Origin of the sequence: Pseudomonas sp. NPDC089396 (assembly GCF_044749545.1) — a bacterium.
Classification (GTDB): Bacteria; Pseudomonadota; Gammaproteobacteria; order Pseudomonadales; family Pseudomonadaceae; genus Aquipseudomonas.
The window spans coordinates 197,014-221,494 of the sequence record NZ_JBIVIC010000006.1; the positions used below are offsets into that span (position 1 = coordinate 197,014).

21 protein-coding genes are annotated in these 24,481 nt (G+C 62.9%); 10 read left to right on the plus strand and 11 right to left on the minus strand.

The features are described 5' to 3' along the window. Nucleotides 1-95 precede the first annotated feature (95 nt). Nucleotides 96-1,643 carry an AmpG family muropeptide MFS transporter gene (locus ACIPZB_RS13345; protein WP_400640589.1) on the minus strand — a complete coding sequence of 516 codons (1,548 nt, stop codon included), beginning with the start codon at nucleotides 1,641-1,643 and terminating at the stop codon, nucleotides 96-98. 43 nt (nucleotides 1,644-1,686) lie between these two features. Next, complete coding sequence (locus ACIPZB_RS13350) at nucleotides 1,687-2,040, minus strand: MGMT family protein (RefSeq protein WP_400640591.1); 354 nt, start codon at nucleotides 2,038-2,040, stop codon at nucleotides 1,687-1,689. A gap of 153 nt (nucleotides 2,041-2,193) precedes the next feature. Here ACIPZB_RS13350 and ACIPZB_RS13355 point away from each other — a divergent pair, with 153 nt between their 5' ends. From ACIPZB_RS13355 to groL, 5 genes are all read left to right on the plus strand, one after another. Then, nucleotides 2,194-3,204 (plus strand): DUF481 domain-containing protein, encoded by a 1,011-nt coding sequence (locus tag ACIPZB_RS13355; RefSeq protein WP_400640595.1) that lies wholly within the window; start codon nucleotides 2,194-2,196, stop codon nucleotides 3,202-3,204. A gap of 89 nt (nucleotides 3,205-3,293) precedes the next feature. Continuing rightward, on the plus strand, nucleotides 3,294-4,025 hold the full coding sequence (locus ACIPZB_RS13360; RefSeq protein WP_400640597.1) for a HugZ family protein: 732 nt from the start codon (nucleotides 3,294-3,296) through the stop codon (nucleotides 4,023-4,025). Nucleotides 4,026-4,092: 67 nt separating this feature from the next. Next, nucleotides 4,093-4,554 (plus strand): FxsA family protein, encoded by a 462-nt coding sequence (locus ACIPZB_RS13365; protein ID WP_008096983.1) that lies wholly within the window; start codon nucleotides 4,093-4,095, stop codon nucleotides 4,552-4,554. Nucleotides 4,555-4,794: 240 nt separating this feature from the next. Next, nucleotides 4,795-5,088: a co-chaperone GroES gene (locus ACIPZB_RS13370; protein WP_003260750.1), complete on the plus strand. Its 294-nt coding sequence runs from the start codon at nucleotides 4,795-4,797 to the stop codon at nucleotides 5,086-5,088. Nucleotides 5,089-5,136: 48 nt separating this feature from the next. Beyond that, on the plus strand, nucleotides 5,137-6,780 hold the full coding sequence (gene groL / locus ACIPZB_RS13375) for a chaperonin GroEL (RefSeq protein WP_008096985.1): 1,644 nt from the start codon (nucleotides 5,137-5,139) through the stop codon (nucleotides 6,778-6,780). A gap of 197 nt (nucleotides 6,781-6,977) precedes the next feature. On the opposite strand, the gene ACIPZB_RS13380 is transcribed toward groL, so the two are convergent. Further along, nucleotides 6,978-7,706 (minus strand): phosphatase PAP2 family protein, encoded by a 729-nt coding sequence (locus tag ACIPZB_RS13380; RefSeq protein WP_400640600.1) that lies wholly within the window; start codon nucleotides 7,704-7,706, stop codon nucleotides 6,978-6,980. A 180-nt stretch (nucleotides 7,707-7,886) separates the two neighbouring features. Between ACIPZB_RS13380 and colR the strand changes: the two genes are divergently transcribed. The 5 genes from colR (at nucleotide 7,887) to ACIPZB_RS13405 (ending at nucleotide 11,591) form a co-directional block, all read left to right on the plus strand. Continuing rightward, a complete protein-coding gene (gene colR, locus ACIPZB_RS13385; protein ID WP_400640601.1) occupies nucleotides 7,887-8,570 on the plus strand; it encodes a two-component system response regulator ColR in 684 nt (227 codons plus the stop codon). Continuing rightward, complete coding sequence (locus tag ACIPZB_RS13390) at nucleotides 8,560-9,864, plus strand: sensor histidine kinase (protein WP_400640602.1); 1,305 nt, start codon at nucleotides 8,560-8,562, stop codon at nucleotides 9,862-9,864. The genes colR and ACIPZB_RS13390 overlap by 11 nt, the downstream gene beginning before the upstream one ends. Nucleotides 9,865-9,975: 111 nt before the next feature. Next, nucleotides 9,976-10,656, plus strand: a complete 681-nt coding sequence (locus ACIPZB_RS13395; RefSeq protein ID WP_400640604.1) for a class I SAM-dependent methyltransferase — start codon at nucleotides 9,976-9,978, stop codon at nucleotides 10,654-10,656. Between the two features lie 6 nt (nucleotides 10,657-10,662). Next, on the plus strand, nucleotides 10,663-11,364 hold the full coding sequence (locus ACIPZB_RS13400; RefSeq protein ID WP_400640606.1) for a lipopolysaccharide kinase InaA family protein: 702 nt from the start codon (nucleotides 10,663-10,665) through the stop codon (nucleotides 11,362-11,364). Next, nucleotides 11,361-11,591, plus strand: coding sequence for a hypothetical protein (locus ACIPZB_RS13405; RefSeq protein ID WP_400640608.1), 231 nt, complete (start codon nucleotides 11,361-11,363; stop codon nucleotides 11,589-11,591). Before ACIPZB_RS13400 ends, ACIPZB_RS13405 begins: the two co-directional genes overlap by 4 nt. Before the next feature lie 162 nt (nucleotides 11,592-11,753). On the opposite strand, the gene ACIPZB_RS13410 is transcribed toward ACIPZB_RS13405, so the two are convergent. The 8 genes from ACIPZB_RS13410 to ACIPZB_RS13445 form a co-directional block, all read right to left on the minus strand. Next, nucleotides 11,754-14,798: a multidrug efflux RND transporter permease subunit gene (locus ACIPZB_RS13410; RefSeq protein ID WP_400640610.1), complete on the minus strand. Its 3,045-nt coding sequence runs from the start codon at nucleotides 14,796-14,798 to the stop codon at nucleotides 11,754-11,756. 13 nt (nucleotides 14,799-14,811) lie between these two features. After that, complete coding sequence (locus ACIPZB_RS13415) at nucleotides 14,812-15,960, minus strand: efflux RND transporter periplasmic adaptor subunit (protein ID WP_400640612.1); 1,149 nt, start codon at nucleotides 15,958-15,960, stop codon at nucleotides 14,812-14,814. A 225-nt stretch (nucleotides 15,961-16,185) separates the two neighbouring features. Next, nucleotides 16,186-17,283 carry a DUF1513 domain-containing protein gene (locus ACIPZB_RS13420; protein ID WP_400640614.1) on the minus strand — a complete coding sequence of 366 codons (1,098 nt, stop codon included), beginning with the start codon at nucleotides 17,281-17,283 and terminating at the stop codon, nucleotides 16,186-16,188. A gap of 2 nt (nucleotides 17,284-17,285) precedes the next feature. Next, nucleotides 17,286-18,350, minus strand: a complete 1,065-nt coding sequence (locus tag ACIPZB_RS13425; protein WP_400640616.1) for an imelysin family protein — start codon at nucleotides 18,348-18,350, stop codon at nucleotides 17,286-17,288. 19 nt (nucleotides 18,351-18,369) lie between these two features. Beyond that, the gene (locus tag ACIPZB_RS13430; protein WP_400640618.1) at nucleotides 18,370-19,797 is read right to left on the minus strand and encodes a di-heme oxidoredictase family protein; all 1,428 of its coding nucleotides are present in this window, start codon (nucleotides 19,795-19,797) and stop codon (nucleotides 18,370-18,372) included. Nucleotides 19,798-20,046: 249 nt separating this feature from the next. Further along, a complete protein-coding gene (locus ACIPZB_RS13435; protein ID WP_400640620.1) occupies nucleotides 20,047-21,384 on the minus strand; it encodes an imelysin family protein in 1,338 nt (445 codons plus the stop codon). Between the two features lie 160 nt (nucleotides 21,385-21,544). Beyond that, nucleotides 21,545-23,596, minus strand: coding sequence for a putative bifunctional diguanylate cyclase/phosphodiesterase (locus ACIPZB_RS13440; protein ID WP_400640622.1), 2,052 nt, complete (start codon nucleotides 23,594-23,596; stop codon nucleotides 21,545-21,547). A 270-nt stretch (nucleotides 23,597-23,866) separates the two neighbouring features. Beyond that, nucleotides 23,867-24,463, minus strand: a complete 597-nt coding sequence (locus ACIPZB_RS13445; protein ID WP_400640624.1) for a superoxide dismutase — start codon at nucleotides 24,461-24,463, stop codon at nucleotides 23,867-23,869. Between the last annotated feature and the right edge of the window lie 18 nt (nucleotides 24,464-24,481).

A 24,481-nucleotide genomic window follows, 5' to 3' on the forward strand; every position in this document is an offset into this window, starting at 1 on the left:
CCGGCAAGCCGGCTCCCACAGGTACCCCACAGCACTCAAGGCATGTGAAATCCCTGTGGGAGCCGGCTTGCCGGCGATAGGGCCAGTGCAGTCATTCAGGGCCGCTCGGCCGCCGAACTCTCCACAGGTACCTGTTTGCCGCGGCCAACCTCCTGACGCCAATGCAAGGCAATCAGAATCAGCGTCGGCACCCCCAGCAGCGCAGTAATCAGGAAGAAGTCGTGATAACCGAACTTCTCCACCATCACCCCCGAATAACCACCGATCAGGCGCGGCAACAGCAGCATGATCGAGCTCAGCAGCGCATATTGCGTGGCCGAGAACTTGAGGTTGGTCAGGCTCGACAGGTAGGCGACGAAGGCCGAGGTGGCCAGCCCTGAACTGAAGTTGTCCAGGGAGATGGTCACCACCAGCATTTCCAGGTTCGGCCCCATGTCGGCCAGCATCAGGAACAGGATGTTGGTCGCCGCCGAGGCCACACCGCCGATGAACAGGATCGGCAGGATGCCGAAGCGCACGATCAGCAGGCCACCGATACCTGCGCCGACCAGGGTCATGATCAGCCCGAAGATCTTGCTGACGCTGGCGATCTGGTCCTTGGTGAAGCCCATGTCGATGTAGAACACGTTGGCCATCACGCCCATCACCGTGTCCGACATGCGATAGGTGGCGATCAGTCCGAGCAGCAGCAGGGCCTGCCAGCGGTAGCGGGCGATGAAGTCGTTGACCGGCGTCAGCACCGGTGCCAGGCCGCGTCGGCCCAAGCTCGACAAGCATGCCCAGCTCAGCAGCACGTAGAGGATCAGCCGCAGGAACGCACGGTCTTCGAGCAGCAGGTCAAGCGGACTGGCGTCGCCGGAAATGACGCTGGACCAGCCGGTGTTGAACATCTGGGTGAAGCTGGCGGGCACCGACACCAGCAGGATGATCAGCACGAAAACCGAGGCCATCTGATGGACCAGACCATAGCGCGCTGCCGACAACTGGGTGCGCATCGGCACGGGTGGCTCACGCATGATCAGGGTGGTGAACACCGCAGGCAGCATCAGCACACCGAACAGCACATAGGTGCCTGCCCAGGCCTTGTGCAGATAGCTGAAACCGGTCGAGCCGAACCATTCGGCAAAGAACAGCGCGCCGGCGGTGGCGAGCAGGGCGGCGATCCGGTAACCGGCCATGTAGCTGGCAGCCAGCGCCGCCTGGCGCTGATCGTCGGCGATCTCCAGGCGATAGGCATCGACCGCGATGTCCTGCGTGGCCGAGGCGAAGGCCACGAGCACGGCCAGGGCGATCAGCCACGACAGGTGTTGCTGCGGGTCGCACAGGCTCATGCCGACCAGGCCGATCACCACCAACGACTGCGAAAGCAACAGCCACGAACGGCGGCGACCAAGACCGCCCAGCAGCGGCAGGCGCCATTGGTCGAGCAGGGGCGACCATACCCATTTGAAGGCATAGGCCAGGCCAATCAGGCTGGCATAGCCGATGGTCTCACGGGCCACGCCCGCTTCTCGCAACCACACTGAAAGGGTCGAAAACACCAGCATGTAGGGCAGGCCGGCGGCGAAGCCCAGCAGCAGAAGTACCAGGGTTGACGGGCTGGCATAGGCGGCAAGCGCAGCGCGCCAGGTTTTACGGGGCATGGGCCAACATCTGCCTCAAATTTGCGAAAACAAAGCGCGCACTCTAACCGCTGTGCTCCATTGGGCGCCAGCCATGGCGCGTCATATCCACCCGATTATTGGTTACATTCACGCCCTCTGCACGTAGTCGTGCCCGCTGTTCATCGCCCGCAGGCGTACCCAGTGCCAGGCTCAGGCGCCCACCCGCGCCGAGTACCCGGTGCCACGGCAGGCGGGTGTCGCCGGGCAGTTGGCCGAGGGTGCGGCCGACCCATCGTGCCGCGCGGCCCAGTCCTGCCAGTTCGGCAAGTTGCCCGTAGCTGACGACCTTGCCCTCAGGCACTTGGCCGAGCACCGAATACAGGGCCGTTCGTCGGGCTTCGGGCGTTTCCAGGGCATGCTCATATCGCTCAGACATCAGAGCAGCCCTGGCCTGAAGTGAAACCGGACGAGTGGTCGCGGCAAATCAGCGTTGAACTCGATGGCATGCTGGTCGGTCTTTCCTTGCTCTGGTCGTCGGCATCTGGATAATGCCCGGCTTTTTTCGTCGAATCGAACCCGTAGTCCACTTATGTATTCTAGATCCTTGTTGTGCCTGTTGACCGCCAGCCTGTGCGCCACCCCCGCTTTCGCCGACACCGTGTGGATGAAGAACGGTGATCGCCTGAGCGGCAAGATTCGCGTGTTCGACGGTGGCAAACTGCTTCTGGAAACCCCCTACGGTGGTTCGATTTCGCTGGACTGGAAACAGGTTCAGACCTTGGAGAGCGACCAGGAACTGCTGGTCAAGCAGGACGCCTATAACGGCGAGAGGGCCAAGTCCCTGAAGGCGGCCGAGGCGGGCAAGGTGACGCTGGCCAATGGCGATGCACCCAAGACCGTCGAGCTGGCCAGCATCCAGCAGATCATGAAGCCCAAGCCTGTGGTCGAGGACATGATCTGGAAGGGCAATGTCGACGTGGCGATGGACTACCAGCGCGCCGAGAGCGACAGCGACGACTACGACATCGATTTCAAGACCACTGCCCGGCATGGCCGCTGGCGGCACAATGCCGAGGGCGAATACAACCGCGAGTCCAAGAACGACGAAACCACCACCAACAACTGGAGCGCCGAATATGCGCTCGACCGCTTCATCACCGAGAAGTGGTTCTGGCAGGGGCGGCTCGAGTACAAGCGCGACCATATCGAAGACCTGGCGCGTCAGCGTACCGTGGGTACCGGCCCTGGCTACCAGTTCTGGGATGACGAACTGGGCGCCTTCTCGCTCGGTTCGCTGATCAACCGCACCGACTTCGAGTACCGGGATGGCGCCAAGGACAACTTCTATTCGGCGGCCGTCAAGTGGGACTACACCCGCTACCTGATCGGCAAGAAAGTCCAGTTGTTCACCAACGGCGAGCTCGCCAAGCCGCTGGGAGGCGTGGCCAACTACTCCCTCGATGCCGAGGTGGGGCTGCGCTACAAGGTCACCGAATGGGCTTCGCTGAACCTCAAGGCGGAAAAGGACATCATCAGCGGCACACCCGAAAGCGACCTGGACAAGGCCCGCTATACCGCCGGATTCGGCGTGACCTGGTAAAGAAGGGCGGCGGCTGCGCCAGCAGTGGCAGTGGTGGGTGATAATGCTTATCTTGTCACCCATCCATTCCGCCGCCAGGAGCGCCCTCAGTGAGTACCACCGCCATCCGCCCCGCCCGGGAACTGCTGCTCAAGGAATACCGCGGCGTGCTCTCGACCCACTCCAAGTCCATGCCCGGCTTCCCGTTCGGCTCCGTGGTGCCGTACTGCCTCGATGCCGACGGCAACCCGCTGATCCTCATCAGCCGCATCGCCCAGCACACCCACAACCTGCAGAAAGACCCCAAGTGCTCGCTGCTGGTGGGTGAGCGCGAAGCCGAGGACGTGCAGGCCGTCGGTCGTCTCACCGTGATGGCCGAGGCCCACAAGCTGGTCGATGAAGCCGCTGTCGAGGCGGCGGCCGAGCGCTACTACCGTTACTTCCCCGATGCGGCCAACTACCACAAGGCCCACGACTTCGATTTCTGGGTGCTGCAGCCGGTACGTCATCGCTACATCGGCGGCTTCGGCGCGATCCACTGGCTCGACCAGGTGACCCTGGCCAATCCGTTTGCGGGCAAGGCCGAGGCGAGCATGATCGAACACATGAACAGCGATCACGCCAATGCCATTGCCCACTACGTCGAGTTGAGCGAGCTGCCGCGCAGCGCGCCGGCGCAGATGGTCGGCATCGACAGCGAAGGCATGCACCTGCGTATCGGCCAGGGCGTCTACTGGTTGCCCTTCCCAGCTATTTGCAATACGCCGACACAAGTTCGCGAAGCCCTGGTTTTGCTGGCGCGCGCCGACCAATGGCCGAGTGCGACTGAAGTCGAAGCTTGAAAATGCGAATGCGCGCATCCATGTGATGGTCTTACAGGAAGGTTGTCTTCCAACGAGGATTGCTTTGATGCGTGCTTTTCTACTGCTGTTTCTCCTTTTCCCTGTGCTGGAGCTGTTCGTCTTCGTCAAGGTCAGCGCGGCCATCGGGTTCTTCCCGGCGCTGCTGCTGATCATTGCCGGCTCCGCCCTGGGTGTGCTGGTAATGCGCGTGGCCGGCCTGGCCACGGCCCTGCGCGCCCGCGAAAGCCTGCAGCGTGGCGAACTGCCCGCCGAGGACATGTTCCAGGGCCTGATGTTGGCGGTCGGCGGTGGCCTGCTGCTGCTGCCGGGCTTCATCAGCGACGTGCTGGGCGTGCTTTGCCTGCTGCCATTCACCCGCCATCTGGCCGCGCGCAAGTTGCGCCAGCGTGCCGAAGCACAGGCCATGCGCCAGCGGGCGTTTCAGGATGACCCGTTCCAGGCGCAGCCACGCGACAGCGGCCACCGGCCAAATGTAATCGAAGGCGAGTACGAGCGCCGCGACAAGTGAATACCCTGGGGCCGCTCAAGCGGCCCCAGGCTTTTTCAGGCAGTGAAAAATTTTCCATGCCAAGCCCTTGTAATTGAATATGCCGGCCTCATGTATGTGGTCACCGCAAGGTTTCTGGTGGCAACACCAGACATGACACAGGTGGTTCGCACACTGCGGGCCACCCCCGGCAACGCCGGACCGAATCAACCCGCCGGTCGTTACCGGCCGATGAAAACCACAATTTGGGAGAGATCGACAATGAAGCTTCGTCCTCTGCATGACCGCGTAGTCATCCGTCGCAGCGAAGAAGAATCGAAAACCGCTGGCGGTATCGTCCTGCCGGGTTCGGCCGCCGAAAAACCAAACCGCGGCGAAGTTGTAGCCGTCGGCACCGGTCGCATCCTGGACAACGGCGAAGTACGTGCGCTGGCCGTGAAAGTGGGTGACAAAGTGGTTTTCGGCCCTTACTCGGGCAGCAACACCGTGAAAGTCGATGGCGAAGACCTGCTGGTCATGGCCGAGAACGAAATCCTCGCCGTTATCGAAGGCTGATTTCTCCGACTTCCCGTTACTCCAAAGAATTTCAAGGATTAAACGATCATGGCTGCTAAAGACGTAAAATTCGGCGATTCCGCTCGTAAGAAAATGCTGGTTGGTGTCAACGTTCTGGCTGACGCGGTAAAAGCGACCCTGGGCCCGAAAGGCCGTAACGTGGTACTGGCCAAGAGCTTCGGTGCGCCAACCATCACCAAGGACGGCGTTTCCGTCGCCAAAGAAATCGAGCTGAAAGACGCCTTCGAGAACATGGGCGCCCAGCTGGTCAAGGAAGTTGCTTCCAAGGCCAACGACGCTGCCGGTGACGGCACCACCACCGCTACCGTTCTGGCTCAGGCCATCGTCAACGAAGGCCTGAAAGCCGTCGCTGCCGGCATGAACCCGATGGACCTGAAGCGCGGCATCGACAAGGCTACCGCTGCCGTTGTCGCCGAACTGAAAAACCTGTCCAAGCCATGCGCCGACTCCAAGGCCATCGCTCAGGTAGGCACCATCTCCGCCAACTCTGACGACTCCATCGGCAACATCATTGCCGAAGCCATGGAAAAAGTCGGTAAAGAAGGCGTGATCACCGTTGAAGAAGGCTCGGGCCTGGATAACGAACTGTCCGTCGTTGAAGGCATGCAGTTCGACCGTGGCTACCTGTCGCCGTACTTCGTCAACAAGCCGGACACCATGGTTGCCGAGCTGGAAGGCCCGCTGCTGCTGCTGGTCGACAAGAAGATCTCCAACATCCGTGAGCTGCTGCCAGTGCTGGAAGCCGTTGCCAAGGCCGGCCGCCCACTGCTGATCGTTGCCGAAGACGTTGAAGGTGAAGCGCTGGCTACCCTGGTAGTCAACAACATGCGCGGCATCGTCAAGGTTGCAGCGGTCAAGGCTCCAGGCTTCGGCGACCGCCGCAAGGCCATGCTGCAGGACATCGCTGTCCTGACCGGCGGCCAGGTCATCTCCGAAGAAATCGGCCTGTCCCTGGAAACCGCTACCCTGGAGCACCTGGGTAACGCCAAGCGCGTCATCCTGTCCAAGGAAAACACCACCATCATCGACGGCGCTGGCGTTGAAGATGACATCCAGGCGCGCGTCAAGCAGATCCGTGCCCAGATCGAAGAAACTTCCTCGGACTACGACCGTGAGAAGCTGCAAGAGCGTCTGGCCAAGCTGGCTGGCGGTGTTGCCGTGATCAAGGTCGGTGCCGGCACCGAAGTTGAAATGAAAGAGAAGAAAGCCCGCGTTGAAGACGCCCTGCACGCTACCCGTGCAGCCGTTGAAGAAGGCGTGGTGCCTGGCGGCGGTGTTGCCCTGGTTCGCGCCCTGAACGCGATCATCGACCTCAAAGGCGACAACGAAGACCAGAACGTCGGTATCGCCCTGCTGCGTCGCGCTGTTGAAGCGCCGCTGCGCCAGATCACTGCCAACGCCGGCGACGAGCCAAGCGTTGTCGCTGACAAGGTCAAGCAAGGTTCGGGTAACTTCGGTTACAACGCTGCTACCGGCGAATACGGCGACATGATCGAGATGGGCATCCTGGACCCAGCCAAGGTCACCCGTTCGGCCCTGCAAGCTGCTGCTTCGATCGGCGGTCTGATGATCACCACCGAAGCCATGATTGCTGACGCTCCGAGCGAAGCCCCAGCTGGCGGCGGCATGCCAGACATGGGCGGCATGGGTGGCATGGGCGGCATGATGTAAGCCAGCCTTACCCCCTGCAGCAAGAAAAAGCCCCGCCTAGTGCGGGGCTTTTTCGTTTTCCTGTGCCGGCCATCGGGGCTGCTGTGCAGCCCATCGCTGGCAAGCCAGCTCCCACAGTTGAAGTGCAAACCTTGAATATGGCGCTGTACCTGTGGGAGCCGGCTTGTCGGCGAAAGGGCCGCAAAGCGGCCCCTCGTTCAGGCAACGCTGCGCTTGGCGGCTGGCACCTCAGCCATCCCCTTGCGATACAGCACAAGGTAATAAGACCCCAACCCGATCAACCAGCAGAACACTGCCGTCCACACGTTGTGCGAAAGGAAATGCGCGCCCTGCATCATCCGCCCCACCGACAGCACCGAGCCGGCCACCAAGGCGACCACGAACGCCACCCGCGCCAGCCGTGGCCGCCGGTCACGCAGCATGAAGAACAGGCCGAACAGGCAGAAGCCGGTCGCCGCATGCCCACCCGGCCAGCACATCCCAGGCTTGTTGGTAGCCGGGCGCGGCTCCAGCAGCTTGCTGTAGGTTTCCTTGCCACCGAACTGGGTCAGGCTCCATGGGCACTGCACCTGGGTAACTTTCTTCAGCGGTGTGACGAAGGCTGTGGACACGCTCAGCGCCAGTACCAGGCAGCCGAGCTCGCGGCGCCAGCCGAACAGGCGTTTCCAGAAAAAGCTCGAGGCAAAGGCGACCACCGACAGCAGCCCGAGCAGAATCACCCCTTGCTTGACGCGGTCATGCAGAATGTTTTCCAGCAGGTAGCTATGGCGGCCGATGAATTGGCCGGCCGCCTGATCGAAGAACAGGTTGGCCAAGTCCATGTCGACCGAGGTCAGTTCGAGCAGGATCAAGGCTACCGCGATGGCCAGCGGAATGCCGAGGTACAGCCAGGTGTTGATCGGACGAGGTCGAAGGGGAGGATGCATGACGGCTCCAGGCACGAATAAGACGGGGCATTGTCGAGTGCCCGCTATCCTGTGTCCGTGAAGGATCAGTGAAAAAACTGTCAACTTCGCTGAATTAGTCGTGGGGCTGGTACAGGCCGGGCGATGGCCTTAAGCTGCGCCTGCCGCGCACCCACGCGAAGCGCCGCACAGGAGAACCCGATGCGCATTCTTTTGGTTGAAGACAACCGCGATATCCTCGCCAACCTGGCCGACTACCTTGGCATGAAAGGCTACACCGTCGACTGTGCCCAGGACGGCCTGTCCGGCTTGCACCTGGCTGCCACCGAACACTTCGACCTGATCGTGCTCGACATCATGTTGCCCGGCATCGATGGCTACACCCTGTGCAAGCGCCTGCGCGAAGATGCCCGGCGCGACACGCCGGTGATCATGCTGACCGCCCGTGACCAGCTGGACGACCGCCTGCAGGGTTTCCGCTCCGGTGCCGACGATTACCTGCTCAAGCCGTTCGCCCTTTCTGAGCTGGCCGCGCGTATCGAAGCGGTACTGCGCCGGGCCCAGGGGGGGGGACGCCGTACCTTGCAGGTCGCCGACCTCAGCTATGACCTCGACACCCTCGAAGTCACCCGCCAGGGCCGCCTGCTCAAGCTCAACCCGGTCGGCCTCAAGCTGCTCGCCGTGCTGATGCAGAAGAGCCCGCATGTGCTGCGCCGCGAAGTGCTGGAAGAAGCCCTGTGGGGAGACGATTGCCCCGACAGCGACAGCCTGCGCAGTCATGTGCACCAGTTGCGCCAAGTGATCGACAAACCGTTCGAGAAGCCTCTGTTGCATACCGTCCATGGCGTCGGCTATCGCCTCGCCGAGGGTCGCGATGGAGTTTAAGCAAAGCCTTGCGCAGCGCATCATCATCGCCTTTGCGCTGATGAGCGCGCTGGTGGCAGGGGCCTTCGCCTTTGGTATCGTCGCCACCGTCCACCTGGTCGAGGAACGCTTGATTTCCTCGGTGCTGGGGGGCGACCTGCAACGTCTGTTGCGCATGGACAGCGTCAGCGACTGGAGCCACCGGCCACGCCCCGACCAGCTGTTCTACTTCAGCGGTGGGCGTGACGACTTCGAGCTGCCCAAGGACCTGCGTCACCTCAGTGAGGGTTTCCATGAGGTGTTTCGCGACCAGCTGTCCTATCACGCGATGGTCGAGATCGTGGATGGCCGGCGCTACGTGCTGCTGCAGGACCAGAGCGATTTCGAAGAGCGCGAGCGGGTGCTGTTCGCCGTGGTCGTGGTTGGCTTCGTGCTCAGTCTGGTGTTGGCGGTGGTGCTGGGCTGGCTGCTGGCCCGTCGGGTGATGGCACCGGTGATTCGCCTGGCCCGCCAGGTGCGTCATCGCGACCAGTTGCTCGGCCTGGCCCCGCCGCTGGCGCCGGATTACGCAGCGGACGAAGTCGGCCAGTTGGCCGTGGCCTTCGACGATACCCTGGGCCGGCTGCGCGATGCGCTGACCCGCGAGCGGCTGTTCACCAGTGATGTCAGCCATGAGTTGCGCACGCCGCTGATGGTGCTGGCCACCTCATGCGAGCTGCTCATCGAGAACCCCAACCTGGATACGCGTTCGCGCAGCCAGGTGGAGCGGATCGCCCGTGCCACTGAAGAAATGCGCGAGTTGGTCAAGACCTTCCTGATGCTCGCCCGCGCCCAGCGCGACCAAGGGGCTGTGGCCTCCCAGGCGAACTTGCGCGAAGTGGCCGATGACCTGATCGGGGTGTGGCGCGACACTATCGAACAGAAGGGACTGGCACTGTATTACGACGGTCGGGTCAGCGCTGGGCCTCTGTTGTACAACGCAACCTTCCTGCAATCGGTGATGGGCAACCTGCTGCGCAACGCCGCGCATTACACCGACAGTGGCTATATCCGCCTGAGCCTGCAGCCCAACGGCTTCAGTGTCGAAGACAGTGGCGTGGGCATCCCTGAAGAACAGCGCGAGGCGATGTTCCAGCCCTTCGTGCGCGGTGACGAGCGGCGCGGCGAGGGCCTTGGGCTGGGGCTGTCGCTGGTGCAACGGATCTGTGACGACCAGGGTTGGCGTGTGACGCTGACCTCGACTGCACCGCATGGATGCCGCTTCCAGGTCGACTTGAGCCGGAGCGCGGAGAAAATCGACCCCACGGCGCTTTAGAAATTCGCTGAAACATGTTGTTGGGCGGATAACAATTTTTTCACATTGGCATAACCTGTTGCCCACGCTTCGTTACCTACAGTCAGCGCACTGGAAGCCAGGAGATGCCCAATGCGCAGCCCGATCAAACTCGAATTTTCCGAGAAGTACGACCAGCAACATGCTCAAGAGTACTTCCTCAAGCACCAGGATGGCCTGGCTCGTCGCATGTCCCACAAGCGCGACGAACAGCTGGCACGCCGTGCCCTGGCGCTGGCCGGAGAACCGGGGTTGGTGCTTGACCTGCCTTGCGGCGCTGGACGCTTCTGGCCCCTGCTGGCGGAAAAGCCGAACCGGGTGATCATTGGTGCCGACAACTCCGAGGCGATGATCGCGACAGCCTGTGCCGCGCAACCGCCGGAGGTGGTGGCGCGGGTACGCCCTTTGCAGACTTCGGCCTTCGACATCGATCTTCCGGACAACTCGGTCGACAGCATCTTCTGCATGCGGCTGCTTCACCACATTGGCGAGTCCGCTCACCGCAAGGCAATTCTGTCTGAGTTTCAAAGGGTTAGCCGCGACAGCGTAATCCTGTCATTGTGGGTGGACGGCAACTTCAAGGCCTGGCGACGCAAGAAACTCGAGCAACGCCGCAGTGTCAAAGCCGAGCAGGACAGTTTCCAGAACCGTTTTGTGTTACCGGTAGAGACGGTTGAAGCAGAGTTCAAGGCCGCCGGCTTCAGAATCCAGGAACGCCTCGACTTCCTGCCGTTCTATGCCATGTGGCGGGTTTATGTATTGCGTAAGGGGTAATGTTTGATGGCTGTAGCCCAGGGTGAGGAGTCGCGGTTCGATTTTTACTGGCGCCAGCAGGGCGAATGGGTCGAGGAACCCAACCAGCGTCGTGGTGGTGAAAGTGGTGTGCAACGGCTGAGCGATGGCAACGGCAAGTTGCTGTATTCAAAGCGCCAGATCGGGCATATCTATCGCAGCCTGCTGCACCCGTTCGGGCGGCCGACCGTACTGCGGGAACTCGACGCACTGAACAGCTTCGAACAGCTGGGCGTACGCGTGCCGCGCATAGTCTTTTGCGGTGCCGAGCGCGATGCCGATCATCAATGGCGCGCGCTGCTGGTCAGCGAGGCGCTGGATGGCTTCGTCGAGCTGGATACCTGGCACGCCGAGGGCGCGCGCGAGCGTTATCCGCAAGTGGTGCACGAGCGCATGCTCAAGGATTTGGCCGACAACCTGGCGCGCATGCACCTGGGGCATTGGCAGCATGGTTGCCTGTATGGCAAGCACGTGTTCATCAAGGTAATTGGCGAGGGCGAACAGGCCCGTGTCGAAGTGGCCTTGCTCGATCTTGAGAAATGCCGTCGACGCATCAGTTGTCAGCGTGCGGCGGCCAATGACCTACGCCAGCTGCGCCGCCATTCGTCGTTCACCGAAGCAGAATGGCAAGCGCTGCTCTATTTTTACCAGATGGCGTTTGGCAGCGCTGTCAAAGGGTTAGGGCAATGAAACTAGAAATCGCTCGAGCTTTATTTCTGGTGGCGGGCTTGGCCGTGACGACGGTAGCGTTCGCTGCCTGGGAAGAGCCGCGGCCGGTGGTCTTCAGCAAGGCCGAGATGGCAGACCAGTGCGCACTGCCGCGGGTCGTGAAACAACACCAGGCACAGGCCCGGCCTGACCAGGACCTGTTGTTGTTCCTGTTCGGCATGCACCAAGGGCTACGGTCTTCCGGCTGAGCCTGTTTCGAGCACAAGAGGCCCCGCTATTGCGGGGCCTTTGCTTTTCCTGGTTTTGCTTCACTGGCCCTATCGCCGGCAAGCCGGCTCCCACAGGGTTATCGCAGGTCCTGGGCATTGCACTGTACCTGTGGGAGCCGGGTTGCCGGCGATAGGGCCAGATCAAACGACAGCCGCCTCCCGGGCTGTCGACTTATGCGCCAGCAGCGTGTAAATGCATGGCAACACGAACAACGTGAACAAGGTCCCGATCGACATCCCTGTCGCAATCACTGTGCCGATATCGAATCGGCTCACTGCCCCGGCGCCGGTCGCCAGAATCAACGGCACCATGCCAAATACCATTGCCGCCGTGGTCATCAGCACCGGCCGCAGGCGAATGGCCGCCGCTTCCTCGATAGCTTCTCGCACGCTCAGGCCTTTTTCCTCACGCAACTGGTTGGCGAACTCGACGATCAGGATGCCGTGCTTGCTGATCAGCCCGATCAGCGTTACCAGCCCTACCTGGGTGTAGATGTTCATGCTGGAAATGCCCAGGAACAGCGGCAACAGCGCCCCGCAGATCGACAACGGCACCGTCACCAGGATCACCAGTGGATCACGGAAGCTTTCGAACTGTGCCGCCAGCACCAGGAAGATGATCGCCAGCGCCAGGCCGAAGGTCACCCACAGCGCACTGCCTTCCTGGACATACTGGCGCGCGGCACCGGCGTAATCGAAGGAGAACCCCTCGGGGGCTTCCTCGCGGGCAATATCAGCCACGGTCTGCAGTGCTTCACCGATGCTCACCATCGGCACGCCCTGGATGATCGCCGAATTCAGCTGCTGGAACTGGTTGAGCTGGCGCGGGCGGGCGCGGTCGCTGAGGGTGATCAGGGTCGACAGCGGCAGCAACTGGCCCTGATCGTTCTTCACGTAGTAATTGTTGAGCCAGCCAGGGTTGTCACGATAAGGCCGCTCGACCTGGGCGATCACCTTGTAGCTACGGCCTTCCAGGGTAAACCGGTTGATTTCCGCCTCGCCCAGCAAGGTCGCCAGGGTACCGCCCAGGGTGTCCATGGACACGCCCATCTGCGCCGCCTTGGCGCGGTCGATATCCACCACCACTTCGGGCTTGTCGAAGGCCAGGTCGATGTCGAGGAAGGCGAACTTGCCCGTGGCCTGGGCGCGTTCCTTGACCCGTTGGGTGACTTCCAGCAGGGCCGGGTAGTCGCCGGCGGTGTTGATCACGAACTGGAACGGCAGACCCTCGCCGGTGCCTGGCAGCGACGGCAGGTTGAAGCCGAAGATCTGCAGGCCGCCGATTTCCTCGAGCTTGGCCTGCACCAGCGGCAACAGCGCCATCTGCGTGCGCTCGCGCTCGTTCCAGGGCTTTAGCAGAAAGCCGCCGATACCGCTTTGCACCCCATTGAAACCATTGATCTGGAACGACGAGTAGTACTCGGGGAAGGCCTTGAACATCGGCGTGAACTGGTCGGTGTAGGCATTGAGGTAGTCGAGGTTGGCCGGTTGTGGCGCGTTGCTCATCATGAAGATCACGCCCTGGTCCTCGTTGGGCGCCAGCTCGTTCTGGGTGAACTTGAGCAGCAGCGGGATCAGGCACAGGATGATCACGGCGAACACCAGCACCACCGGGCGGCTGTCCAGGGTGGCATGCAGCAGGCGCTGGTAGCGCTCCTTGAGGCGTTCGAACAGCTGGTCCAGGCGATGGGCCAGGCCGCTGGGGTTCTGCTCCTGGCGCAGCAGCAGGGCGCACATCATCGGTGACAAGGTCAGGGCGACGATGCCAGAGATGATCACTGCCCCCGCCAGGGTCAAGGCGAATTCCTTGAACAAGGCGCCGGTGAGCCCGGTGAGAAAGCCGATCGGTGCATACACCGCCGCCAGGGTGATGGTCATCGACACCACCGGCATGGCGATTTCCCGGGCGCCCTCCAGGGCTGCGTCGAACGGTGATTTGCCTTCTTCCATGTGGCGGTGAATGTTCTCCACCACGACGATGGCGTCGTCCACCACCAGGCCGATGGCCAACACCATCGCCAACAGTGTCAGCAGGTTGAGTGAGTAGCCCATCATCTGCATGAAGAACAGCACGCCGATCATCGACAGCGGAATGGTCACCACCGGGATCAGCACCGAGCGCAGGGCACCGAGGAACAGGAACACCACCACGATGACGATCAGCACCGCTTCACCGAGGGTCTTGATCACTTCGTCGATGGAAGCCTGGATGAACAGTGTGGCGTCATAGGCGATCGACACCTTGAGCGCCGACGGCAACTGGCTCTGAAGCTCCGGCATGATCCGCCGAACCTCCTTGATCACCTCCAGCGGGTTGGCGGCAGGGGTGGCCTTGATCCCGATATAGACCGACGGGATGCCGTCGAACGAGCTGACCGTGTCGTAGTTCTCCGCGCCCATCTCGACCCGTGCCACATCGCCCAGCAGCACCCGGCTGTCGCCCGCTGTCTTGACCGGCAGCGCGGCAAAGGCCTCGGCCGACTTGAGCTCGGTGCTGGCGTTGATGCTGGTGACCACGTATTCGCCTTTCACCTCGCCCGCTGCGGAGAGGAAGTTGTAGCGGCGCACGGCATTGGTCACATCGACGGCCGAGAGGCCGAAACCGGCCAGCTTCACCGGGTCGATCCAGATGCGCATGGCGAACACCTGGTTGCCGAGGATTTCCGCCTCGGCCATGCCTGGCAAGGTGGCCAGCTTCGGCTGGATGACCCGTGACAGGTAGTCGGTGATCTGCGGGTTGCTCATTTCCTTGCTGTAGAAGCTGATGTACATCAGCGCCGAGGCATCGGCGGCTTCCTTGCTCAGCACCGGGTCTTCGGAGTCCTGCGGCAGCTGGTTGCGCACCTCGTTGGCCTTGGCCAGCAGTTCGGTGAACAGTCGGTCGCTGTCGGCACCGATGCGCGCGTAGATGGAGATGATCGAGAAATTCTGCCGGCTCACCGAGGTCATGTAGTCGATGCCTTCGGCGCTGGCCAGGCTCTGTTGCAGCGGCTGGGTGATGTAGCCCTGGATGGTTTCGGCATTGGCCCCCGGATAGGCGGTGGTCACCGTGATCAAGGCGTTTTCCATCTGCGGGTACTGGCGGATCTGCAGCTTGCTCCAGGCCTGGAAACCGAGCAGCAGGATCAGCAGGCTGACCACGCTGGCCAGTACCGGGCGGCGGATGAAGGGATCGGTGAACGCCATGCCTGCCTCCTGGTCAGTCCGCGCGCGGGGTGCCCTGTTCGGGCTTGAGGGCAGTGTCCTGGCCGATGCGGATGGCTGCGCCGGGGGTAAGCTTGAGCTGCCCGGCGGTCACCACCTGCTCACCGGCCTTGAGCCCCTTGGTGACCACCACCACACCATCGCGGCGCTCGCCGGTCTGCACGGTGCGTTGTTCGGCGGTCAGCTGCGCCTGGCCCTGGTCATCGGGTTGCGGGTTGCCGTCCTTGTCTTTGCTGGGCGTGGCGACGTACACCGAGTTGCCATACAGCGTGTAGGTGATGGCGCTTTCCGGCACCACCACCTGTGGGCGAGGGTCAGGCAGCAGCACCAGCAGGTTGGCGAACATGCCCGGCAACAGCTGGCCGTCGGGGTTGGCCATGGTCGCGCGCACCAGCACGTTGCGCGTGCTTTCCTCGACCTTGGGGTTGATTGCACTGAGGCTGGCGGGGAAGGTCTGGCCCGGATACGCAGCCACCTGCACCTGGACCTGCTGGCCGAGGCTCAGGTGGGGCAGGGCCTGTTCCGGTACGTTGAAGTCGACGTAGAGGCTGGAGAGGTCCTGCAAGGTGGCGATCACAGAACCGGCGGCCAGGTAGTCGCCGACATCCACCTGGCGGATGCCGATGGTGCCGCTGAACGGGGCGCTGATGCTCTTCTTGGTCTTCGCCGCCTTGAGCTGGTCGACCACGGCCTGGTTGCGCCGGTACTGGGCGGTGAGGCGATCGTACTCGCCACGGGAGATAGCCGAGTCGCCCACCAATTGACTGCCACGGCCGAAGTCGACCTTGGCCAGGCCCAGGTCGGCCTGGGCGGTGCCGAGCAAGGCGGTTTCCTGGTCGTCGTTGAGTTGCAGCAGCAGTTGCCCGGCCTTGACCTTCTGGCCAGAGTCGAAGTGCAAGGATTTGACGATACCTTCCACTTCGAGGCTCAGTTCGACGCCCTGCAGGGCCTTGAGGCTGCCGACGGCGGGCAGGCGCTCCTGCCACTGGCGCTCTTCGGCCAGGGCTGCGGCCACGGTGATGGGCGGCTTTGGGGCAGAGAACATCTGGATCTGCTGGTAGATCGAGAATGCCTTGTAACCCCCCAGGGCCAGCACGATCAGCAAAACGACGGCCAACATGATGAGCATGCGGCGGCGCAGCATAAGTCCGGTTCCTTGGATACGTGGTTGTTATTCGTTTTGACACGACAACGGGCGATCCTGCCCACGTGCGGATGGGGGAAGTATTGACTGTTTTTGGCTGTGGGGGAAATGGATTGTCTGCACCGGCCCTATCGCCGGCAAGCCGGCTCCCACAGGGTAAGCAGCACCGCCGTAACTGTGGGAGCCGGCTTGCCGGCGATAGGGCCGGTGCAGACAGCCTGAGTGTCAGGCCAGATGCAGATGGTTATCCCAGAACCCGGAAGGGAGGTTCATCGGCTGCCCGATCAACTCCGCCTTGCGGCAATCATAGAACCGGCAACGCCCCTGCCCGGAGGTCACCACGAAGCCATCTTCCACCGCCCCGACCCCGGCGCAGTCCGGCATCGGCGCATCGAGCTTCACCGCGCCGCTGTCCAGGTCCCAGATGAACAGCCGGTTGGCCCTCGGCGCGGTCAGCGCCACCAGGCGCAGGTCACTGTGGATGGCCACGCTGGCGGTGTACTGGGCCATCGACTGCAGCTGCCGCTCCGGCACCGGGAAGGCCTTGAACGGCTCGCCCGGGCGCTTGATCGCCAGCAGTTCGGCGGTTTCATCGGCATCGCCCATGAACTGCTGGCAAGCGGCGATGGTGCCGTCGCGGCCCACGGCCAGGTGGCGCACGCTGTTCATCTGCTGGGCGAGGGTTTCCTTGCTCAGCAAGGTGCCGTCGCGCTGCATCAGCACCAGGCTGGGCTGCATGGCGTCGAGGTTCATCTCGACCCGGCTCTCGGCCTCGGTGCGGATGCCGCCGTTGGCCACCACCAGGGTTTCGCCGTCGGGCAGCCAGGCCACTTCGTGCGGGCCGATGCCGTGGGTCGGGATTTCACCGGTGTGCACCAGGCGCTCACCTTCGAACCGGTAGACGCCCAGTACGCCACGGCCGGGATCGGTGGTGTCGTTCTCGGTGGCGTACAGCCATTCACCACCGTTGTGGATCACCGCGTGGCCGTAAAAGTGACGGTTCGGCTGCGAGGTGACGGTTTGCAGCAAGCGCCCGTCGCGCAGGTCGACCAGATAACTTTCGGTGCCGGGGCGGCGCGCGACGAACAGGGCAATCGGCAGGCTGGGGTGGTTGATGATGGCGTGGCAACGCTGGGCCACCTGGGTGCTGAACACCTGGGTGCCGTTCAGGCGGAACCCGACCGCGTAATGCTTGCCGTCGCCATCGTCACGCGCCGACAGCAGCAGGGGTTCGCTGCCTTTGTTGCGAAACAGGCTCCAGCCGCCCAGGGTCAGGGCGCTGAGCAGTACGCTACCGAGTTTGATCGCCTGGCGTCGCAGCATCATCAGTCACCGTCGTTGGCATTGAAGCCCAGTTGAATGTTCAGCGCCTTGGCCAGCTCGCCTTCGTGCAGGCGGTGGACGACGTTGAGCGCGTCGTAGATCTGGTTCAGGCTCTGTTGGCCTGCATCGTCGGCCAGCAGCTCGCCCAGGGTCTTCTGGTTGTCGGCCAGCAACTTGAGGGCGCTGGCGTAGGCGTCGTCGATTTTTTGCGCCAGGGCTTTCTGATCGCTTCCCAGCAGGCCTCGAAGGCCTTGGTTGTCGACGCCGACCCAGACCGCTTGGGCGGCCTTGAGGCTGGCTTCCAGGCTCTTGAGTGACGAATGGCTGCGCCAGGCTTCAGCTTGCAGTGGCTGCGCGATGCCCTTGCTCTGGCGGCCCATCGGCGCGCCCAGTTTCTTCTTCAGGGTGTCCAGGCCGGTGACCTGGGCGCGCAGCAGGTCGGCGATCGCTTCGTGGGAGTCGGCGTAGCGCTGGTTAGGGAACTTGGTCATCTGCGAGAGCATGCCGTCAGTGCTGTTCCAGCCCTTGAGGATGTCTTCGGCGAGGGCCTTCTGGTGTTCACCGATGGCCACCAGCAGCGGGCAGTAGCGGGCTTTCTGCTCAGCGCTGGCGATGTCCGGCTTGCTGTCGAACAGGATGTACTCGTAGGCCGACAGGCCGCGTACGACGACGCTGGCCTTGCCCAGGGAGGCGGCGTCGACTGGCTTGTCGCTGTTGACCAGTTGCTCGACCTGCCGGCCGACCAGGTTCTTCTTGTCGGGCCAGAACTGCACCTGCCAGGCGCGGTTGCCTTCAGCCAGCGGGCCGACCAGCAATGGCTGCAATTCGGCCCAGGCCTTTTGCGCATTGAGGAAGTCGGCACGCGCGGTTTCCAGGCTCTGCTTGCCTTCGCAGTAGGCCAGGGCACTGCTGGCCAACTGGCGGTCGGCTTCGACCCAGCGGCTGTAGGTCGGCAGGATCACCTGCTTGGCGATGGCGGCGGAAGTCACGGCCTGCGGGTCCTGCGGCGAGCACGCGCCGAGAGCGAGTGCGGCGAGGCTGGTGAACAACAGTTTGGGTCGGAACATGCCCGGCTCCTTGCGCGTTTTAAAGTGAGTTCAGGAACGCCAGCAGCGCAGCGCGCTGCTCGGCATTGAAGGTCAAGACCTGGTCGCGTGCCGCCTGCGCTTCGCCGCCGTGCCAGAGCACGGCTTCGAGCAGGTTGCGGGCGCGGCCGTCGTGCAGGTACTGGGTGTGGCCACTGACCGCCTCGTTCAGGCCGATGCCCCACAACGGAGGGGTGCGCCAGTCCTGGCCGTTGGCGGCGAATTCGGTGCGCTCGTCGGCAAGTCCCGGGCCCATGTCGTGCAGCAGCAGGTCGCTGTAGGGGCGGATCAGTTGCCCGGCCAGCTCGGGCTCGACGCCGTCGGTGGCCGTGGTGAATTGCGGGGTGTGGCAGCCCTGGCAGCCGGCCTGGAAGAACAGGTTCTTGCCGGCCAGCACTTGCGGGGCGCCGACATCGCGCCGGGCCGGTACGCCGAGGTTGCGGGTGTAGAAGGTGACCAGGCGCAGGATGTTGTCGCTGACTTCCTTCTCGTCGCCGGCACCGTTGCCATTGGCTGCGGCCAGGCAGGCGGTTTGAGTTGGCGTGCAGTCATCCTGCGGTTGCAGGGTGCTGGTCAGGCCCATGTCACCGGCAAAGGCATGCACGTTCTGCTGGTTGACGTTGGGCTGCCCGGCCTTCCAGCCGAAGCGGCCGATCACGGTCTTGCCCTGGGCATCGTCCCAGACCCGGTTGGCGCGGCCACGAATGCCGTCGCGGTTGTGGTCATCGGGGTCTTCGTTGGCCAGGATGGCGGCTTCGGGGATGGCTTCGAGCAGGCCAAGGCCGATCATCGGCGGTGCCACGCGGGCCGAGAAGCGGGTGTCGGGGTGCATCGGCCCATAGCCGAGCTGGGTGATCTGCAGCGTTGGCCGGCGCAGTTCGACCGGGTGGCCGTCCTTGAAGGTGACGGTCTCGTGGTCATAGCTCACCCGCACCTTGCCCTCGGGGGGCACGCCGGGGATGGCCATGTCCTGCAGTTGGGTGCCATAGACCGGCTCGGGGACCACGCCCAGTCGCTCGATCTGCTTGGCCAGGTACGGCTGGTCGGGGATCGACAGGCGCACCAGCATCGACACCGCGTTGCTGTCGTCAGGCTCCGGCGGATGGCCGCGGCCGTCGCGCACATGGCAGTTCTGGCAGGCATTGGTATTGAACAGCGGGCCCAGGCCGTCGCGTGCGGTGGTGGTGGACGGGGCGATCACCCAGGGGTTGCGGAAGAAACTGTTGCCGACGGCAAAGTCCACGCGCCGCTCGGGCGACAGGTTGGCCGAGGGCAGGGAAAAGGCATTGCGATCACTGCGCTGGACGGTCGCCTGGCCAGCTGACAACGCTTCGCCGGGCTCGGCCTGGGTGAAACGCGGGGCGTCGTCACAGGCGGCGAGGGCAAGGGCCAGCAGCAGAGGGGAGAGTCGGGACAGCGACAAGGACATGCAAAATCCTGGGCGTGGAAGGACTAAAAAACCGGCGTGCAAGCTTAGCAGGCCATGGAAGTTTGAATAAGAGCAATTTGCAATTGCTTCATGAAATTGGTGTCGGTGCGGGCCCTATCGCCGGCAAGCCGGCTCCCACAGGTAATGCGGCGCTGTTTACCCTGTGGGAGCCGGCTTGCCGGCGATAGGGCCCGAAAGAAAAAAGGCGACCCGAAGGCCGCCTCATTTTCAGAACCACACCCGCCCGAATCAGAATTCGTGGTCGGCGGTATCCGGGTTCAGGTTGGCAATGCCCAGCTTGCCTGCCGCTTGCTCGATGGCACCGGTCTGCTTGACCAGCGAGGCAATGGCGTCACGCACGATCTGGTTGCCGGCAGCGTTGTCGGCGCCGATCAGCTGGTCGTAGTGCTCACCCTTGAGGGCGTGATCGACGATCACCTGAAGCTTCGCCTCGGTGGCTTCCAGGTCGGCCTTGAGGGTAGCGTCGGCGGCAGGGTCCGCCTTGGCCACCAGCGACGACAGGCTCGGGCCGGTCAGCTTGGTGCCGTCGGCACGGGTGTACTCGCCCAGGTAGACGTTGCGGATACCCTTGGCGTCGTAGAAGTGCGAGTAGTGGGTGTTGTCGCTGAAGCAGTCCTGCTCGTCTTCCGGCGAGTTGGCTTCCAGCGACACCTTCATGCGCTCACCGGCCAGTTCGCCCAGCGACAGGCTACCCATGCCGAACAGCATCTTGCGCAGGCCGTCGGCCACAGGCTCGGCTTCCAGGGTGGCGCGGTAGTTGTCGGCGACGTTCGGTGCCCAGTTGCCGACCATCTCTTCGAGGTCCTTGACCAGCAGGTCGGTCACCGCCTTCAGGTAGGCGCGACGACGGTCGTTGTGGCCACCGGTGGCGCCTTTGCCTTCGAGGTAGTCCGAAACCGGGCGAGCGCCCGCGCCTGGGCCGGTGCCGTTGAGGTCCTGGCCCCAGAGCAGGAATTCGATGGCGTGGTAGCCGGTGGCGACGTTGGCTTCGGAACCGCCCAGCTCGTTCAGGCTGGCCAGCTTCTCGGGAGTGATGTCCTTGACGTCGACCTTCTCTTCGCCGACCTGAACCACGGTGTTGGCGATGATGTTGGCGCTGGCTGCCGGGTTGCCCAGGGCGTGTTCGTAGCTCTTGTCGACGTAGTCGATCAGGCCTTCGTCCAGGGGCCAGGCGTTCACTTGGCCTTCCCAGTCGTCGATGATGGTGTTGCCGAAGCGGAACGCCTCGCTCTGCAGGTACGGTACGCGTGCGGCGGCCCAGGCGACCTTGGCGGCTTTCAGGGTGTCGTCGCTAGGCTTGGCGAGGAACGCGTCGATGGCGCTCTGCAGGGTCTTGGCGGTGCTCAGCGAGTCGCTGTACACGGCGTAGACCATCTCGGTGTAATGCTTGACCACGGCTTTGCCGGCCGCTTCGTCGACAGCCCCAGGCGCCGCGGCGGGGGTGCTGGCAGCAGCAGGTGCCTGTGCTTGCGGGGCGGCGGCCTTGTCGTCCTTGCCTTCGCCGCAACCGGCGAGGGCGATGGCGATGGCCAGCAGACTGGCGGAGGCCAGAGGCATTCGAATCATTATTGGTTTTCCTGCGTCGTGTGGTTGGACCAAGGGGTTAGGCCGTGCGCCGTGGCACGCGAAACCGCAACATCATGCGAAAGATTTGCATTTGCTGTAAAGAGGCCAGCACGCAATTCATGCAAATGTGCGTCATGGTCTGTAACACGCGGTGCAGGGGCTACAGCGCGGAAACCTGATTGCGCTGAGCCTGCTTGAGGAAATGGGTCAGTTCGCGCGCCGACAGCGGCTTGCTGTAGTGGTAGCCCTGACCTTCGTGGCAGCCCTGGGCAATGATGTAGCTTTCCTGCTCGGCGGTTTCCACACCTTCGGCGATCACCTGCATGCCCAGGCTCTTGCCCAGCTGGATGATGGCGCGAACGATGGTGGCGTCGTCATCGTCGTCGAGCAGGTCCTGGACGAAGCTCTTGTCGATCTTGATCTTGTCCAGCGGCAACGATTTCAGGTAGCTCAGCGACGAGTAGCCGGTGCCGAAATCGTCGATGGCGATCATCGCCCCCGAGCGGCGCAAGCTGAGCAGGTGCTGGGCGGCGGTGCTGATGTCTTCCATCAGGCCGGTTTCCGTCACTTCCAACTCCAGGCTGCGCGGAGGCAGGCGGTAGGCCTGCAGGAGGTTGTTGACCACCCGCGGCAGCTCGTTGTGGTGCAGCTGCACGGTGGACAGGTTGACGGCCATGCGCAGTTCGCTGAAGCCCAGGTCGTGCCATTCGCGCAGTTGCCGGCAGGCCTGGTCGAGCACCCATTCGCCGATGTTGATGATGCTGCCGTTCTGCTCGGCCAGCGGGATGAACTGGTCCGGCGGGACCATGCCCAACTCCGGGTGTTGCCAGCGCAGCAGGGCTTCGACACCGACCACGCGGTGATCGCGGTAGCTGATCTGCGGTTGGTAGACCAGGTACAGCTGGTTGCGTGGCAGGGCTTCGCGCAGGTCTTTTTCCAGCTCGCGGCGCCGGCGCATTTCGCTGTCGACACTGGCGATGTAGAACTGGTAGCGATTGCGCGAACGGGCCTTGGCCAGGGTCATGGTCTGTTCGGCCTTCTGCAGCAGCTTTTCGGTGCTGTCGCCATCTTCCGGGAACAGGGTGATGCCGATGGTGGCGCGCAGGCGGATCTGATGGTGGTCGAGGTCGAATGGCACTTCGAGGTCGTCGAGGATGCTCTGGGCCAGTTCGGCGGCCTCGTAGGGCTGCTCGATGTTGGCCTGGACCAGGGCGAACTGGTCGCCACCCAGGCGCGCCAGGGCTCCCAGGCGACCGCTGTGGGCCCGCAGGCGGTCGGCCAGGGCCAGCAGCAACTGGTCGCCGACCTGGTAGCTGAACTGCTCGTTGATGCCCTTGAAATCGTCCAGGCCGACGCACAGCACGGCCACGCGATGCTGCAGGCGACCACCGTCGGCAAGGATCTTGTCGAGCTGCGTCTGCAGTTGCTGGCGGTTGGGCAGGCCGGTGAGGAAGTCGTACTGGGCCATGCGCTGCAGGCTGTTCTCGGCTTCGTGGCGCAAGTGGGTGTTACGTTCGATCGAGGCCAGCAACTGGTTGGCGGTATTGACCCAGATACCCAGCTCGTTCTTCTCGTGGCCCTTGAGCAGCGGGATCTGGTGCTGGCTGGGGCGGTCGGGATTGATCTGGGTGAGGTGCTCGATGATCTTCGACAGCGGCTTGGTCAGCAGCCAGTGGTAGACCAGGTACAGCACCAGGCCCATGGCCAGGGCACGCAGCACCCCGGAGATGAAGATGATGATGGCGTTGACCAGGAAGTCTTCACCGTAGGACGCGGTGTCGAGGGTGATGCTCAGGTCGCCGTAGTACTCGCTGTAGGGGCCGCGACCGACCAGTTCGGTGGTGTAGGTGCGTTCCTGGCCGAGGATCGGGTCGGTCAGCCAGCGCATGGACATGTCCTGCAGCGGGCGCGATTTCTCGGCAAGCATGGTTTCATTGGGATGGCCGATGGAAGCCTGGCGCACCGATTCGTCCTGGAACAGGCCTTCCATCACCTGCATGCCCATCTCCCGGTCGAGGCTGTACACCGCCTGGGTTGAAGGGTCGCGGAACATGTCGAGGATGCGCTGGGCGTCGTTGTTGACGGCCTGGCGGGTCTTGTAGGAGTCGTAGACGATCTGCGCGCAGCTGAGGACGACACCGACCGCCAGCGCCGACAGGAGCACGACCCTGAGCAACTTGACCGATAAGCTGTTCCGCAATTCCAGCTTCAATGGGGTTTCCTTAATCCATGCGCGCGGCATCATTTTGCCATCATCATTGGCAATACACTATTGGCCGGTGCGGCTCTCCTGAGCAGTGTATCGGTTACCTCAGCCTGCAACTTGAGTGCGCTGTAGCGAATGTCCAGATGTTTGATGTTAGCGTGCTATGCCGGGTGAGCAAGAGCGTTGGCCGCGGGTGTGTCATTTGCCGCCAAGAGGTCGGCCATCCAATAAAAAAACCCGGCTCAAGGCCGGGTTTTCTGTTCAAGGCTCGAGGGATCAGGCCTTGAAGGTCTTGCCTTCGAACTGTTCGGCAACGAAGGTCCAGTTGACCAGGTTCCAGAACGCCTCGACGTACTTCGGACGCAGGTTGCGGTAGTCGATGTAGTAGGCGTGTTCCCAGACGTCGCAGGTCAGCAGCGGGGTGTCGCCGCTGGTCAGCGGGCAGCCGGCGCCGATGGTGCTGGCCAGGGCCAGGGAACCGTCAGCTTTCTTCACCAGCCAGCCCCAGCCGGAACCGAAGGTACCGATCGAAGTCTTGGAGAACTCTTCCTTGAACTTGTCGAAGGAACCGAAAGCGGTGTTGATGGCATCAGCCAGAGCACCGGTAGGCTGGCCGCCGGCGTTTGGTGCCAGGCAGTTCCAGTAGAAGGTGTGGTTCCAGACTTGAGCGGCGTTGTTGAAGATGCCGCCCGAAGAGGTCTTGACGATCTCTTCCAGGGTCTTGCCTTCGAATTCGGTGCCTGGGACCAGGTTGTTCAGGTTCACGACATAGGTGTTGTGGTGCTTGTCGTGGTGAAACTCCAGGGTTTCCTTGGAGATGTGCGGCTGCAGGGCATCGTGGGCGTACGGCAGCGGCGGCAATTCAAAAGCCATGGTGGATCTCCTGATTCA